Here is a 15,370-nt window from a genome sequence, read left to right as displayed (position 1 = left end):
CTCAGATCGGGAGCTTCCGGAAGATCGGTCGGGGGATGTGCCGCAGGATGAGCATGACCAGCTCGAACAGCGGCGGGGTCCAGATGACCGGCTTCTTCTTGTTGGAAGCCTCGACCGCGAGCTTGGCGACTTCGCCCTTGTCCACGGTGAGTGGGGCCTCCTTGATCCCGGCGGACATGCGAGTGCGCACCATGCCCGGGCGGATGACCGTGACCGAGGGGCCGAATGGTGCCAGCGCCTCGCCGAGGTTGAGATAGAAGCCGTCCAGCCCGGCCTTCGTGGAGCCATAGACAAAGTTGCTGCGCCGGACGCGCTGGCCGGCAGCGGAGCTCATCGCGAGGATCCGGCCATAACGCTGGGTCTTCATCTTCTGGCCGAGCAGCACCCCGACGGAGACGGCAGCCGTATAGTTCACCTGCGCCTCGAACACGGCCTTCGGCTGGTCCTGCCAGGCCTCTTCCTGGTCACCCATGACGCCGAACGCGACGATCGCGACATCGACGTCCCCACCGGACCAAGCCGCATCGATCGTCGTGGGATGCGACGCGAAGTCAAGCGCGTCGAAGTCGATCCACTCGACGTCGGTCGCGCCCGCGGCGCGGGCCGCGGCGAGCGCGGCCTCCCGCTCGGGGTCATCGGACAGCCCAGCGAGCACCACCCTTGCGGGGTGTTTCGCGAGATATTCGGCCACGATGGCGAGGCCGATCTCGGAGCTGCCCCCGAGCAGGAGCAGTTTCTGGGGATTCCCGACGGCGTTGATCACTGCATTGTCCAATCGTTGGGTCACACGAGTTCGAGACGTCGTGCCATGTCGGACACGAACACGGAGTTGGGATCGACCCGGCGGCGGGTGGCGATGAATTCGTCGGTCCGTGGATACATCCGCCGGAAGTTTTCAGCCGAGACGCGGGAGTCCTTTGCCGTATAGATCCGGCCGCCGAATTCCATGATCCGTCGGTCGAGTTCGTCGCAGAACTCCCCGAGCCCCTTCTTGATCGGGAAATCAACGCACACGTTCCAGCCGGCCATGGGGAAGGAGATCGGGGCCTTGTTGCCCGGGCCGAACAGCTTGAACACGTTGAGGAAGGAATAGTGTCCGGACTTCTGGATGTCGCGAATGATCTGTTTGAACGGCTCGACGGCATCCATCGGCACGAGGGTCTGATATTGCAGGAATCCCGCGGGACCCATCGCCCTGTTCCACTCACCGAAGAGATCGAGCATGTGATAGAACTGCGTCAAATTCTTGATCTTGTTGCGGCTCGTCCCGCCCATTCGATAATAGGCCTCGCCGACCAGCGAGAACGTCCACTTGTTGGCGAGGCCGTTCGGGAAGATATCGGGGAACGTCAACAGCGTGGGCGCGTTGAACGCCAACGGGTCCTTGGCAAGCTTCGGTGCATATTCCTCCAGTTCCGCGAGCGTCGCCAGATTGCCGCGGGAGATCGCCGCGCGGCCAAGCTTGGGCGGTGCCGAGATCGCGTCGAACCAGGCACTTGAATAGGTGTAGTTGTGTTCCGACCCGTCGCTGTGGAACGCCACTGTTTCGTCCAGGGAATTGGTGCGGTCGTCGTCGGCGAGGAAATAGGCGGTCTCGGTCCTGGTCATCCGGATCGTCGCGCGCAGGATGATGCCGGTCAGGCCCATGCCGCCAACGGTTGCCCAGAAGATCTCGCCGTCCGGGTCGTCCGGGGTGCCGTCCGGCCCCACCGTCAGCACCCGCCCGTCGGCGACGAGAAGCTGCATCTCGGTGACGTGGTTGCCGAAGGAGCCGGCGCTGTGATGGTTCTTGCCGTGGATGTCGTTGCCGATCGCGCCGCCGATCGTGACTTGACGCGTGCCCGGCAGGACAGGGACCCACAGGCCGAACGGCAGCGCCGCCTTCATCAGGGTTTCGAGATCGACGCCGCCGTCGAGATCCACCAGGGCGGTGGTGGCATCGATGCTGTGGATCCGGCGCAGCGCGGTCATGTCCACGACGAGGCCGCCGGCGTTCTGGGCCACGTCGCCATAGGACCGACCGAGCCCGCGGGCGATGACACCGCGGCGCAGATGGCTCGGCTTGGCGTCGTTGTCCTCCGCGACCCGGGCGACCGCCGCGGCGATCACCTCCACATCAGGGGTGGACAACACTTGGGCGGCGGTCGGGGCCGTCCGCCCCCAGCCGGTCAGTTTCTGGTTCGTGGTTTTGATCTCGAGTGCCACGCCCTGCAGGCTACTCCACCGACTGGGCGGCGACCCGTGCGGCACCGAGCAGCGCGATCTGTTCGGTGTCCACCACGTGCGCCACCCGCAGTCTCTCTTCCGTGTGGCCGGCGAGCCGCTGGGTGAAGGCGTCCCCGAACAGGTCCCATGCGTGACACACCCCGCCGCCGCACACCACGGTGTCGGGCCGAAAGGTTCGCAGCCAAGGGGCGAGGGCATCCGCCAGCGCTTGGAATTCGGCACGGGTCCAAGCGGCGGTGGTGGGATCGGTGCGCGCGTGCTCAGCAAGGGCGCGGAACGAGTCGAACCCTCGGGCGCCGGCCAGGGCGGCTGGTCCGAACCGTGATTCGATCGTGCCTCCCCCCGCCGGCAGGCGATAGACCTCCCCGGCCGGCGGGACGCGGTCGTCGAGCACAACGGCACCGTCCTCGATGAAGGCCGAGCCGATGCCGGAGCCGAAGGTCAGCGCGAGCAGCTTGCTCCCGATGGCGTGCAGCTCGAAGGCGCCAAGCGCGAAGGCGGTGGCATCGTTCACGAATTCGATGGCTTCGGTGCCCAGCACGGGCGCCAGCGCGGCCCGGACATCGACGCCGGCGAGGCCTGCCAACTTGCCCGCTGGATGGACCCCGCCCACGCCGTGGGCATAGTCAAACGGCCCCGGGATCGCGACGGACCAGCGGGTGGCCGAAGGGACATCACCCACCGCGGCGACGGCGGCAGCCACCGTGGCCAGAAAAGACGTCAACGACCCGGTCGAGTCGAGCGGGAATCGTGCGTACCCCCCAACGCCACCCCCGCCATCGACCATCGCCACGCTGACGTGACTGCCGCCGATCTCGAGCGCGCCGACGGGCGTCACGTCACCGCAGCTCGCCGGGGTTGCGGAGGTTGGGGTCAACCGTCTCGGGGTGGCGGAAGGTCTTGCGCTCCAGCTCCTGGGTCTTGACGTCCGCCGTGGCGCGGGTGACCGCGTCCTTGATCGTCTCGATGGAGGCCTGCGCCTGGGCGACCGTGCGCTTGGGGCCCTTGACCTTCTTCACGAAGACCAGCCCGATGAGCGCCAGGACGCCCGCCACCACGAAGACCAGGACCGCCATGATGAGGAAGCCCAGCGCGACACCGCCGGTCGGTGCGTTGAAGAGCCGCGCGATGCCGAGGGCACCGCTGAGGAAGAGCAGCGACAGTCCGTTGAGAGCGAAATAGCCGGCACCGAGGAACAGCCCGGCACCCATCCCGCCGAACTTGGCCTGTGGGACCAACTCGGCCTTGGCGAGTGCGATCTCGTTGTGCACCAGCTCCAGGACGTCGGTCTTCACCTGGTTGATGAGATCGCCGATCGCCGCAGGGCGGGCCGCGGCCTCGGTGCGGGTCGATTCGTATGCATGCGCCATGAGCCTGAGCCTAGTGCCCACCTGTTCGAGTGCCCATACCCGGTCCGGCGAGTTGATAGGGGTACGCCGCAGCGGGCGACCCGGAGGTGGGCCGCCCGCTGCAGTCGGGTGGGGGAAGGGGTGTTCAGGCTCCGGTCACAGCCTGCGGCACTGGTCTTCCTTGTTGCCGTGCACGATGTTCGCGCCGCCGGTCGGAGCCGGAACGTTCTCCTTGCACTGGAGATTGCCGTCCACCACGTTCGAGCGGAACACCTGGCGACCGCGGTTGGTGAAGGACTGGATGTCGCTGTTCACACGGTTGGCCGTGAGGTCGGCCGATCCACCCTGCTTCAGCTGGATGCTGCCGTCGATGCGGGCTCGGGCAGAGGCCACGTGGCGATGGTTCTCGGCTTGGAGGTTGCCCTTCACGGTGGTCCCGTTCACGTGGACGGTCGCGTTGCGATAGACCTTGACGTTGCCGTCGATATCGCCGCCGTTGATCGTGCAGGTAGCGCCGCTCGGGACCACGACGTCGCCGTCGATCGAGCGGTTGGTGATGGTGCCGCGGCACACGTAGTCGTCGGCATGAGCGATGGGAGCGGACAGGACGATTGCCGAACCGGCGAGGGCTGCGGTGGCGAAAACGAGGGAGACGGTGCGCTTCATCGGGGGTGACTCCTTGATCGTCGGGCCGATCGGACCGATCGGCTGTCACCGACGCTAGGACGCCGACATGAGTCACGCGTGAGCCGAAGATGAGGCTGTGCTCACGGAGGTGTTCCGAGGGCTGCCGGGTGCGGCAGAGCTCCGTCGGACTCTCACCGGGGCCCCCTCCGTCAGTCGATGCCCGCGACCCTGCGCTCCCGTGCGCGGATGCGGCCCCGGAGTGCGATCGCGGCCAGGACGGCGGCGATCACCGACGCGGTGAGGACGGCAGCCTTGCCCTGCTCGAGCAGTTCCGGATGGCCGGGGAAGGCCAGTTCGGTCACGAACAGCGCCACTGTGAAGCCGACTCCGGCGAGGATGCTGACGGCGAAGACCTCGGACCAGCGCACCTCGGGCGCCAGCTTGGCCCGTGTGAAGCGGGTCGTGAGATAGGCACCGCCCCAGACGCCCAGGATCTTGCCGGCCACGAGGCCGAGCACGATGCCAAGACCGACTGGGGACGTGATCATGTCCACGAGCGCATCCGGTGTGACCCGCACCCCGGCGGCCATCAGGGCGAAGATCGGCACCACGAACCCGGCGGACACCGGGTGCCAGAAATGGCTCCAGCGGTCGACCGGGTCCTCCGGATCCGCAGCGACCGACCGGGACAGCAGGCCGAGGAGCACACCGGCGATCGTCGCGTGAACGCCGCTGGACAGCATGCACCACCAAGTGACGACGAACAGCGGGACATAGAGGAACCAGTGGTCGATCTGTTTGCGCTGGAGGATCCACCACACCAGCGCGCAGAGGAGCGCGCCGCCCAGCCACGCCAGGCTCAGGTCGGAGGTGAAGACGACCGCGATCACCAGGATCGCGCCGAGGTCGTCCACGATCGCGAGCGTGAGCAGGAAGGCGCGGAGCGCGACCGGGAGTTTCGAGCCCACCGCTGCGAGGATCGCGAGGGCGAACGCGATGTCGGTGGCCATGGGGATGGCCCAGCCGCTCATGTGGCCGTCGGCCATGGCGAGGTTGACCGCGACATAGATCCCGGCGGGCACGGCCATGCCACACAGCGCCGCGACGACCGGGACGAGCGCCGCCTTCGGATCGGCAAGGGAACCCGAAACGAATTCGCGCTTGAGCTCCATGCCGGCGACGAAGAAAAAGATCGTGAGCAGCCCGTCCGTAGCCCAGTGCTGGACGGTCAGCGGACCGATATGGGTCTGCCGAAGCCCCTCATAGATCTCCGGGCCCAGGTTGGCCCAGGTGAGCGCGAGGATTGTGGCGAGCAGCATGAGGGCGCCGCCGACCGTCTCCCGGCGCAGGAAATTCGGCAACACTCGCAGGTCATCGGCCGTGAGGCGGAAGACGCGACTTTCGCCGGGCGGGCGGGGGCCGCGGGGGGACTGAACGGGCACGGGCGCTCCTCTTCGGGCATGGACAGACGAACGCCGACCAGACTTCCCGGCACACCAGGGGGCAGCCTATTAGGTCCGGTCGGCGTCGTCGCGGCTCTGAAGGGAACCTTTATTCAGTCCAAGCGATCAGGCACACCGATCAGGCGCACCTGATCAGCGGGAGAGACCCTGCTTGATGCTGTCCATGACCGTCGAGTCGGTGAGGGTGGTGACGTCGCCGACCTCACGGTTCTCGGCGATGTCGCGGAGGAGACGGCGCATGATCTTGCCGGAACGTGTCTTCGGCAGTTCGTCGACGATCATGACCTGACGGGGCTTGGCGATCGGCCCGATGTCCTTGCCCACGTGGTTGCGCAGCTCGGTGGCCATGGCCTCGCCGCCCTCGTGGCCCGCGATGAGGATGACGAACGCGACGATCGCCTGGCCCGTGGTCGGGTCGGAGGCGCCGACCACGGCCGCCTCGGCGACGGCCTCGTGACCGACCAGCGACGACTCGATCTCCGCGGTCGACATGCGGTGACCGGACACGTTCATCACGTCATCGACACGACCGAGCAGCCAGATGTCGCCTTCCTCGTCGGTCTTGGCGCCGTCACCGGCGAAATAGGTATCGCCGAAGCGAGCCCAATAGGTGTTGACGTAGCGGTCGTCATCACCCCACAGGGTGCGCAGCATCGCCGGCCAGGGCCGATTGACCACCAGCAGGCCGGACTCGCCCCGCCCGAGGGGATGACCCTCGTCGTCCACCACGCCGACCGTGACTCCGGGCAGCGGTCGCATGGCGGCGCCGGGCTTGGCGGTCTCGATGCCGGGCATCGGGGCGATCATGATCATCCCGGTTTCGGTCTGCCACCAGGTGTCGGTGATGGGGCAGCGGCCGCGGCCGATGTGCTCGTGATACCAGTTATAGGCCTCCGGGTTGATCGGCTCGCCCACCGAGCCCATCACGCGCAGCGACGACAGGTCATAGTCGGCGGGGACCTGTTCGCCCCACTTCATGAAGGTCCTGATCGCGGTGGGGGCGGTGTAGAAAATCGTCACCTTGTATTTGTCGACGATCTCCCACCAGCGGCCCTTGTGCGGGGAGTCGGGCGTCCCCTCGTACATCACCATCGAAGCACCGTTCGACAACGGGCCGTAGGTCAGGTAAGAGTGGCCGGTGATCCAGCCGATGTCGGCGGTGCACCAATAGATGTCGCTCTCGGGCTTGAGATCGAACGTCGCCCAGGTCGTGTAGGTCACGCCGACGAGATAGCCGCCCGTGGTGTGCAGAATGCCCTTCGGGGTGCCGGTGGAACCCGAGGTATACATCACAAACAGCGGCGTCTCCGCCGGGAACATCTCGGGCGTGTGCTCGGTGGACTGGTTTCCGATCACGTCGTCCCACCACACATCGCGGCCCTCGACCATCGCCGTCTCCTGGCCGGTCCGCTTGACGACCACGACCTGGCGCACCGAGGGGCTGCTCTCCAGCGCGCGGTCGACCGCGGGCTTGAGCGCCGAGGGAGCGCCGCGACGATAGCCGCCGTCGGCCGTCACGACGACCTCGACCCCGCAGTCGTTGATGCGGGTCATCAGCGCGTCGGCGGAGAAGCCGCCGAAGATGACGGTGTGAATCGCGCCCAAGCGGGCGCAGGCGAGCATCGTGATCACGGCCTCGGGGATCATGGGCAGATAGATCGCGACCCGATCGCCCTTCTTCACTCCGAGCGCGGCGAGACCGTTGGCGGCCTTGGACACCTCGTCCTTGAGTTGTGCGTAGGTCACCTCCCGCGTGTCTCCCGGCTCGCCCTCGAAATAGATGGCGACTCGGTCGCCGTTGCCGTTCTCGACATGGCGGTCCACGCAGTTGTAGGCCGCATTCAGCGTTCCGTCCGCAAACCATTTGGCGAACGGCGGGTTGCTCCAGTCGAGGGTCTCGGTCGGCTCGGTGCCCCAGCTGACCACCTTCGCCTGCTCGGCCCAGAACGCCTCGGGGTCTTCAGCGGCCCGGTCCAGGGTCTCCTGGGTGACGTTCGCATTCGCCGCGAGATCGGCGGGCGGGGGATAGCGGTGCGCTGCAGGATCGATCGGGTGGTTATCAGTCGTCACTGTGTCAGCCTCCTTGATGGCACGGAACAGGGAGAACTCTAGGGGAACGGCCCGACAGTCGTCCCAAGAAGGCGAGAACTGACGCCGTGACATTCGTGCGGCTGCTCGCTGATCGGCTCGGACGGATTTGTCGGAGGGGCCGACTAGCTTGTTGTTCATGGGGCACGAGTCGGCGCGTTGGACGATCGAGCGGGTGATGGCTGCAGCACCCGACTCGGCATCCGCCATCGCGGGGCGCAAGCTTGCGACCGCCGGTCCGTGGTCGGGCGTGGGCCAGGACGGGCCGGTGCTGTGGGGCCAATGCCGGGGTTCCGCCCGGGAGGCGTACCAGGTTTTGATCGACACCGCCGGCCCGCGCTACAAGTGCAGTTGCCCTTCGCGGAAGTTCCCCTGCAAGCACGTGCTGGGGCTGTTGTTCCGATGGGCAGAGGGCCGGTTGGCCGATGATGGTCTGCCGGGTCTGGAGGTGGGTACGCCGCAGGTCGCTGCCGAGCCAACTGCGCCTAGGGGTGCGGCCGAGCCGGCGAAGGCTGCGGCGGCGCGCGCCCGCGCCGAGGAGCGCGATGCCCGCGTCGCGGCAGGATTGCTCGAGTTGCAGCAATGGTTGGCCGACCGGATGGCCGACGGTCTCGGCCGGTGGGCGACCGCACCTGCGCGCTGGGAGGAGATGGCCGCCCGGATGGTCGATGCGCAAGCGCCCGGCGTCGCCCGGACGCTCCGGAGGTTGGCTGCGTTGCCGCCCGGAGCCGACTTGTGGGCCGAGGAGGTGCTGGCCGAGTTGGGTCTTCTCGATCTCCTGGCGCGGGCCTTCGCGCAGCGGGCTGCGCTTCCGGAAGATTTCCTTGCAACCGTCCGGTCTCACCTGGGGTTCACCGTCGGCAAGGCGGACGTGCTCCGGCTGCCGCCGGTCGCGGACCGATGGAGCGTGTTCGGGCTGCACGACAGCCAGGACGACGAGCGGGTGGCGACCCGGCGGGTGTGGCTGCGGGGGCGGGAGACCGGCCGGTTCGCGGTCGTGCTGCTGTTCTCGATCAACGGTGGACCCTATGAAATGACCGTGGCTCCCGGCATGGAGCTCGACGCCGATCTGCACTTCTATCCCGGACGGCCACCTCTGCGGGCCCTGATCGGCAACCGACGCGCCGAGCGTGAACTCACGCTCGATCTGGTCGTGGATCCCGCAGCGGCCACCGTGGCCGCGGCCCGTGACGCGTGGGCCCGGGCGCTGGCCGACGACCCTTGGCTGAACGTCTGGCCGGCCGTCGTCCGGGGCCGCTTGACCGCTGGCCCGGTGGGCGACACAGTCGAGTTCCAGTTGGTCGGCGAGGACGGCGATGCGGTGGCGCTGCGAGGACCGGAGAGCCTGCGGTGGCGTGCGATCGCCGTCACCGGCGGGGAGCCGATGACCTGGTTCGGCGAGCTGCGCCGGGACGGGTTGAACGTGCTGTCGTTCGTTGATCCTGTCCGCACCCACGGTGAGCTGGTCGTGCTGTGAGCGCCCTCGACCCCCTGATTCCCGTCGCCGTTGTGGGCACCGCCCGCCGCGAACTCGACCCGGCTGCCCTCGCAGCCCTCACTCCGGTGGACGGACTCGCCGGATCCTCGGCGGCACAGACACTCCTCGTGGCGGCAGCCCGAGCCGCGATCATCGACCGAGTGACGCTCCCGGCCGGCGGCCCGATCGATGATCCGGGCCCGGAACCAGAAACCGTCCCGGCCCCCGACTCGCCGTTCTATGTCGGGACCTTGCAGCAGGCGATCGGTGGGCAGCGCTGGAGTGCTGTGCGCGAGTCACTGCGGTTCCTGGTGGAGACTCGTCAGCGACTCCCGGTCGGTGCGCTGCAGCCGCTGCTCGAGGAAGCTGTCACCCGACCGGAACTGCGGGCGGAGTTGTGGCCGGTGCTCGGGTCCAGGGGGCGCTGGTTGGCCGGCCGCAACCCGAGTTGGGGGTTCGCCGAGTGGGCGGTGCCGGACCTCGATGACGACACTGCCTGGCGGACCGGGACACTGACCGACCGGCTGGCCTGGTTGCGGGCGCTGCGCGCCGCCGACCCGGCTCGAGCCAGGACCCTGCTCGCCGAGCGGCTGCCGAGCCAATCGTCGGCCGAGCGTCGCGCCCTGGTGGAGACCCTGCGCGTTGGTCTTGCCCCCGCCGATGAGCCGTTCCTCGACGGTGCCCTGGATGATCGGGCGCCGAGCGTTCGTGCGCTCGTCCGCGAGTTGCTGGCAACGCTCCCCGAGTCGGGGTTCGTGGCGCGGATGCGGGAGCGCCTCCGGCACCGGCTGATCCTCCTCCGCGGCCGGTGGGGCATCAACTTTGCCGGCCTCACACCCGCCGACGAACGGGACGGCGTGGTCGTCGATATCCGCGAACGACCGCCGGGTGCCGCCGCGGTGCGGGCGCTGACGGCGGCGATGCCGCTCGGGGCCTGGCCGGTCGACCACGGTCTCACGCCGCTGGAGGTGCTCGGGCTGCGAGCCGACCCCGTCGAGCTCGGCCCCGTGCCCGGGCTCCGCGATGCCGCGGTTCGGGAGCAGGACGCCGAGCTGGCGCGTGAGATCCTTCTCCATCCGCGCGGGCCGGCGGATGTCGAGTTGCTCGCCGTGCTCAAGGCGGAGGATGTCGATCCCGTGCTGGCCCGGCTGGCCCTGGCCGGCGATCCCCATGACGTCCTTCCGTTGCTGCGGCTCCGGGGGTTCGGTCCGGAAACGGCCCGCGCCCTGCTGATCTGGTCCTCCGAGAACCGCAACCACGGGCGTCGTGGTCCAATCCTGGGCGTGCTCGGCGACCATGGACCGCTGGACACCGACCACGGTGATCTGGCCGCCGACCTGCGGCAGCGGGCCGGCGCCTTCCTGGCCGCGGACCGCTCCCGCGCGCTCGACGCCGCGATGACCATCAACCTCCGCCGCTCCTTGCGGGCCGAGGCGATCCCCCCGTTCTCCCGCCAACCCCTCGCCGATCAGGAGCCTTCATGACCGAGCCCAGCCCCGTGTCCGCGATTCCGGCCGACGAACTGTTGCGGCCGCACGCCGAGCAGGTGTTCGCCGCCGAGCTCGAGGCGCTCGCGGCGGCCGACGACCGGCCCCGACCGGAATCGTGGCGACTGTCGCCCTGGGCCGTCGTGCGCTATCTGATGGGGGACCGGCTCCCCGACGGGACCGAGATCACCCCGAAATACATCGGCAACAGGCGGCTCATGGAGATCGCCGTCGCGACGCTCACCACCGACCGCGCCCTGCTGCTGCTGGGGGTGCCCGGCACAGCGAAATCCTGGGTGTCGGAACACTTGGCCGCTGCGATCTCCGGGGACTCGACGCTTCTGGTCCAGGGCACGGCGGGGACGGGGGAGGAGGCTCTGCGCTATGGCTGGAACTACGCGCGGCTTCTCGCCGAGGGGCCCAGCGCGGCGGCGATGGTGGCCTCGCCGGTCATGGTCGCGATGCGGACCGGCGCGATCGCGCGGGTCGAGGAGGTCACCCGCGTGCCGGCCGACGTGGCGGACGGGCTGATCACCCTCCTGTCCGAAAAGACGCTGCCCGTGCCCGAGTTGGGGACCGAGGTGCAGGCGGTGCGCGGTTTCAACATCATCGCGACGGCGAATGACCGCGATCGCGGTGTCAACGACATGTCTGCCGCACTCCGCCGGCGGTTCAACACCGTCGTGCTGCCGCTGCCGGCGACGGTCCAGGAGGAGGTGGACATTGTCACCCGGCGGGTGGCGGATCTGGGGCGTACGCTCGATCTGCCCGCACCGTCCGACGCCGCCGGCGAGATCCGGCGCGTGGTGACGATCTTCAGGGAACTGCGCAGCGGCGTCACCGCCGACGGCAAGACCGCCGTCAAGGTGCCCTCGGGGACCCTGTCCACGGCCGAGGCGATCTCAGTGGTGACCGGCGGCCTGGCGCTTGCCGCGCACTTCGGTGACGGGCGATTGCGACCCGGGGACATGGCGGCCGGGCTGGTGGGTTCGGTGGTCAAGGATCCTGTGGCCGACCGTGCGGTGTGGACCGAATATCTGGAGACCGTCGTGCGTCACCGCGACGGCTGGCGGGAGTTCTATCGCGCCTGCCGCGAGGTCGGATGAGCGCCGGGGCCGCCCCGGCGCAGCTGCGGGTGTTGGGCGTTCGGCATCACGGACCCGGCTCGGCCCGGGCGGTCCGGCGTGCGCTCGCAGCCCACCTTCCGGACGTCGTGCTCATCGAGGGCCCGCCCGAGGCCGACCCATTGGTCGGTCTGGTCGGTGAGGAGGGCATGGTGCCGCCCGTCGCGCTTCTCGCGTACGCCCCGGAGGCCCCGGGCACCGCTTCGTTCTGGCCGTTCGCGGCGTTCTCGCCCGAGTGGCAGGCCCTGACCTGGGCCGTCGCGGCGGGGGTGCCGGTGCGATTCTGCGATCTGCCGGCCGGAGCGATGCTCGCCGCGCGGACCGAGGCCGACGACGAGGAGCCGGACCTGTTCACCGTCGAGCATGACGACTGGGCCGACGAGGACGATGATCCCGGGGACGCTCCGACTGATGCTGCGTCCGGAGCCGATCCCATGCGCACCGATCCCTTGGCGGTGCTGTCCCGGGTGGCGGGCTATGACGACCCCGAGCGCTGGTGGGACGACGTGATGGAGCTGCGCACCGACGGCGACCCGTTCGACGCGGTCGCGGAGGCGATGACCGAACTGCGCGCCGGTGCGGACCTGAGAGGGCGCAGCGCGCGGGAAGTCCAGTTCGAGCAGCGCCGGGAGGCGTGGATGCGCAAGGTGCTCCGGGTGGAACTGCGGAAGGGCCACCGGGTGGCCGTCGTCTGCGGGGCGTGGCACGTGCCCGCTCTCGCCGGACCGCTGCCGACGGTCGCCGCAGACAACGCGGTGCTCAAGGGATTGCCGAAACGCAAGGTCGCGCTCACTTGGGTCCCGTGGGCGCATTCCCGGCTGGCGACGACCTCGGGCTATGGCGCGGGGGTCGACTCGCCGGGGTGGTATCACCATTTGTTCACCGCACCCGACCATCCCGTCAGCCGCTGGCTCACGGGTGTCGCGGGCGTGCTGCGCCGTCACGATCTGCCGGTGTCATCGGCTCACGTCGTCGAGGCGGTCCGGCTCGCCGAGGCGCTCGCCGGCCTCCGGGAACGGCCTTTGGCGGGCCTGACCGAGATGCAGGACGCCACCTTGGCGGTGCTCTGCGACGGCAACCGGGTCGCGCTGGACCTAGTGACCCGCGAGGCGGTCGTGGGCGAGCGGCTCGGTGGCGTGCCCGAGTCGGCGCCCGGGGTGCCGCTCGACGCGGACCTGCGTGCCACCGCCCGCCGACTGCGGCTCAAGTTCGAGCCCGAGCCGCGGGAGCTGACCCTTGATCTGCGTCGCGCGACGGATCTCGACCGGTCGCACCTGTTGCATCGGCTGACGACGCTCGGGGTCGGCTGGGGCGCTCCGCGCGCGGTCACCGGTGAGGGCACGTTCAAGGAGGGGTGGACCCTGGCCTGGCAGCCCGAGTTCGTGGTCGACGTGATCGAGGCCTCGCTGTGGGGCACCACCGTCGCCACGGCGGCGACCGCGAAACTGCTCGATGCCACGGGATCTCTGGCCCAGGTCACCGCCGGGGTGGAAGCGGCATTGCAGGCCGACCTGCCCGACGCGTTGCCGGGCCTCCTCGCCGCACTCGATGCCCGGGCAGCGGCCGACACCGATGTCGCTCACCTTCTCGATGCATTTCCCGCGCTGGTTCGGGCCCGGAGATACGGCGATGTGCGGGGCACGGACACCGAGCAGCTCACGGGCGTGACCGATGCTCTGCTCGTCCGCATCTGCGCCGGACTCCCGACGGTCGCCGGCGGGCTGGCCCCGGCGGCCGCCAGCGCGTTGGTCGACCGGATCGACGCCGTGCAGGCCGTCCTGCCCCTCCTTGCCGACTCGGCCGCGGAACGCCGATGGGTCACCACGCTCGCCGCGCTGGCGGAGAGGGCGGACGTCGCCGGTCTGCTCGCGGGCCGGCTCGTGCGGCTGCTCACCGATGCGGGCGAATGGGACCTCGACGAAGCCGCCCGTCGGCTCGGCCGGGCGCTGTCGCGCGGCGCAGCCTCATCGGTCACCGAGCAGGCGACGTGGGTCGAGGGGTTCCTGGCCGGGGGTGCGTTGTTGCTCATCCATGACGACCGGGTCCTGGCGCTGATCGACAGCTGGGTGCGTGCGCTCGATGACGACGATTTCGTGGTGGCGCTGCCGTTGGTGCGGCGTACGTTCGGGGCGTTCGAACCACCCGAACGCCGCAATATCGCCAACCGGGCCCGACGACTCTCCGAACTGGGCGCAAAACCCGCCGGCAGCGAGCCGACGGCTCCAGCGGAGGAAACCGACCGGCCGATGACGACCGGAACCGACCGCACCGCCGCAGCCCTCGCGACGGTCGACTGGTTGCTCGGCGCAGCCGGAGGTGAACAGCCGTGACCGACGACGACGAACGCCTCCGGCGTTGGCGACTGCTGCTGGGAGCGGATCCGCTCGAGGCGAGCGGGGAGGGACAGCTCGAGCTGGACGGTGACGACCGGGTCGTGGACCGTGCGCTCGCGGCGCTGTACGACCGGGGCGCCCGCCAGGACGCCGCCGGCAGCCGAACGGCCGGACTCGGTGCTTCCGCGCCGCGGGTCACCCAGTGGCTGACGGACATCCGCAGCTGTTTTCCGACCTCGGTGGTCCAAGTGCTGCAGGCCGATGCGATGGAACGGCTCGAGCTGGCAACGCTGCTGAAGGAACCCGAGTTCCTGGCAGCGATGACACCGGACATTCACCTCGCCAACATGTTGATTCAGCTGGCGGACGTGCTGCCGGAACGGGCCCGGGCCGCCGCCCGCGAGGTGGTGCGGGCGGTTGTCGAGGAGATCGAGCGGCGGATCCGGCAGCGGACGGTCGCGACCGTCACCTCGGCGATCAACCGGTCGGCCCGCACCAGCCGGCCGCGGCCGTCCGACATCGATTGGCCGCGCACGATCGCGGCGAACCTGCGGCACTATCTCCCTGAGCACCGGACGGTCGTGCCGCACCGCTTGGTCGGCCACGCGCGTCGTCGGACCGGCGTCCAGCGCGAGGTCATCGTGGCGCTCGACCAGTCCGGCTCCATGGCGGATTCGGTGGTGTTCGGATCGATCTTCGCGGCTGTGCTGTCGACCATGTCGAGCCTGCGCACCCGGTTGGTCGTCTTTGACACGGCGGTCGTCGACCTCACCGAACTGCTCAGCGACCCGATCGATCTGCTGTTCGCGACGCAGCTGGGTGGCGGCACGGACATCAATGGCGCCGTGACGTATTGCAGCCAGCTCGTCACCAAACCGGCGGAGACGATTCTCGTGTTGGTGTCCGATCTGTTCGAGGGGGGTGATCGGGCGTCGCTGCTGCGGCGGGTCCGGGCCCTCCACGCGTCCGGTGTGACCATGCTGGCGCTGCTCGCGCTCGACGATTCGGGCACGCCCGCGTTCGATCACGCGCTGGCCGGGCAGTTCGCGGCGCTGGGGGTCCCGGCGTTCGCGTGCACGCCGGATGTCTTCCCCGAAGTGCTGGAGGTCGCGATCAACGGTGGCGACCTCGCTGTCTGGGCCCAGGCGGAAGCGGCGGCGCGGGCAGAGGGCCCCGCCGGCGGATGAACCGTTCCG

General features: G+C 69.2%; 12 protein-coding genes. 5 read left to right on the top strand and 7 right to left on the bottom strand.

Annotated elements, in window-relative coordinates:
• Position 1: 1 nt before the first annotated feature.
• The 7 genes from dprE2 to acs form a co-directional block, all read right to left on the bottom strand.
• Positions 2 to 763 (bottom strand): decaprenylphospho-beta-D-erythro-pentofuranosid-2-ulose 2-reductase, encoded by a 762-nt coding sequence (gene dprE2 / locus ACQ260_RS07200; protein ID WP_432558739.1) that lies wholly within the window; start codon positions 761 to 763, stop codon positions 2 to 4.
• A gap of 20 nt (positions 764 to 783) precedes the next feature.
• Entirely contained in the window at positions 784 to 2,205 is a 1,422-nt protein-coding gene (gene dprE1 / locus ACQ260_RS07195; protein WP_432558738.1) for a decaprenylphosphoryl-beta-D-ribose oxidase, read from the bottom strand.
• A 10-nt stretch (positions 2,206 to 2,215) separates the two neighbouring features.
• On the bottom strand, positions 2,216 to 3,064 hold the full coding sequence (locus ACQ260_RS07190; protein ID WP_432558737.1) for an ROK family protein: 849 nt from the start codon (positions 3,062 to 3,064) through the stop codon (positions 2,216 to 2,218).
• Between the two features lies 1 nt (position 3,065).
• Positions 3,066 to 3,596 (bottom strand): phage holin family protein, encoded by a 531-nt coding sequence (locus ACQ260_RS07185; RefSeq protein ID WP_432558736.1) that lies wholly within the window; start codon positions 3,594 to 3,596, stop codon positions 3,066 to 3,068.
• Between the two features lie 135 nt (positions 3,597 to 3,731).
• Complete coding sequence (locus ACQ260_RS07180) at positions 3,732 to 4,241, bottom strand: hypothetical protein (protein ID WP_432558735.1); 510 nt, start codon at positions 4,239 to 4,241, stop codon at positions 3,732 to 3,734.
• Between the two features lie 170 nt (positions 4,242 to 4,411).
• The gene (gene nhaA, locus ACQ260_RS07175; protein ID WP_432558734.1) at positions 4,412 to 5,644 is read right to left on the bottom strand and encodes a Na+/H+ antiporter NhaA; all 1,233 of its coding nucleotides are present in this window, start codon (positions 5,642 to 5,644) and stop codon (positions 4,412 to 4,414) included.
• Between the two features lie 153 nt (positions 5,645 to 5,797).
• Positions 5,798 to 7,735 carry an acetate--CoA ligase gene (acs, locus tag ACQ260_RS07170; RefSeq protein ID WP_432558733.1) on the bottom strand — a complete coding sequence of 646 codons (1,938 nt, stop codon included), beginning with the start codon at positions 7,733 to 7,735 and terminating at the stop codon, positions 5,798 to 5,800.
• 157 nt (positions 7,736 to 7,892) lie between these two features.
• Between acs and ACQ260_RS07165 the strand changes: the two genes are divergently transcribed.
• From ACQ260_RS07165 to ACQ260_RS07145, 5 genes are read left to right on the top strand one after another with little or no spacing between them, the layout of a single operon-like run.
• Positions 7,893 to 9,230, top strand: coding sequence for an SWIM zinc finger family protein (locus ACQ260_RS07165; RefSeq protein WP_432558732.1), 1,338 nt, complete (start codon positions 7,893 to 7,895; stop codon positions 9,228 to 9,230).
• Positions 9,227 to 10,714, top strand: a complete 1,488-nt coding sequence (locus ACQ260_RS07160; RefSeq protein WP_432558731.1) for a DUF5691 domain-containing protein — start codon at positions 9,227 to 9,229, stop codon at positions 10,712 to 10,714. The genes ACQ260_RS07165 and ACQ260_RS07160 overlap by 4 nt, the downstream gene beginning before the upstream one ends.
• Positions 10,711 to 11,823, top strand: coding sequence for an ATP-binding protein (locus ACQ260_RS07155; RefSeq protein WP_432558730.1), 1,113 nt, complete (start codon positions 10,711 to 10,713; stop codon positions 11,821 to 11,823). Before ACQ260_RS07160 ends, ACQ260_RS07155 begins: the two co-directional genes overlap by 4 nt.
• Entirely contained in the window at positions 11,820 to 14,171 is a 2,352-nt protein-coding gene (locus tag ACQ260_RS07150; protein ID WP_432558729.1) for a DUF5682 family protein, read from the top strand. Before ACQ260_RS07155 ends, ACQ260_RS07150 begins: the two co-directional genes overlap by 4 nt.
• Positions 14,168 to 15,361 carry a VWA domain-containing protein gene (locus ACQ260_RS07145; protein WP_432558728.1) on the top strand — a complete coding sequence of 398 codons (1,194 nt, stop codon included), beginning with the start codon at positions 14,168 to 14,170 and terminating at the stop codon, positions 15,359 to 15,361. The genes ACQ260_RS07150 and ACQ260_RS07145 overlap by 4 nt, the downstream gene beginning before the upstream one ends.
• The last annotated feature ends 9 nt before the right edge of the window (positions 15,362 to 15,370 follow it).

Origin of the sequence: Ammonicoccus luteus, from assembly GCF_050880385.1 — a bacterium.
In the GTDB taxonomy this organism is placed as follows: Bacteria; Actinomycetota; Actinomycetes; order Propionibacteriales; family Propionibacteriaceae; genus Enemella.
Note: the sequence above shows the minus strand (reverse complement) of the source record. Positions and strands in the feature narration are given on the sequence as shown.

What these genes read in the sequence shown, in the direction of transcription:
- ACQ260_RS07185 (WP_432558736.1), bottom strand. Translation starts at nt 3,596, where the DNA reads ATGGCGCATGCATACGAATCGACCCGCACCGAGGCCGCGGCCCGCCCT.
- ACQ260_RS07180 (WP_432558735.1), bottom strand. Translation starts at nt 4,241, where the DNA reads ATGAAGCGCACCGTCTCCCTCGTTTTCGCCACCGCAGCCCTCGCCGGT.
- ACQ260_RS07165 (WP_432558732.1), top strand. Translation starts at nt 7,893, where the DNA reads ATGGGGCACGAGTCGGCGCGTTGGACGATCGAGCGGGTGATGGCTGCA.
- ACQ260_RS07155 (WP_432558730.1), top strand. Translation starts at nt 10,711, where the DNA reads ATGACCGAGCCCAGCCCCGTGTCCGCGATTCCGGCCGACGAACTGTTG.
- ACQ260_RS07150 (WP_432558729.1), top strand. Translation starts at nt 11,820, where the DNA reads ATGAGCGCCGGGGCCGCCCCGGCGCAGCTGCGGGTGTTGGGCGTTCGG.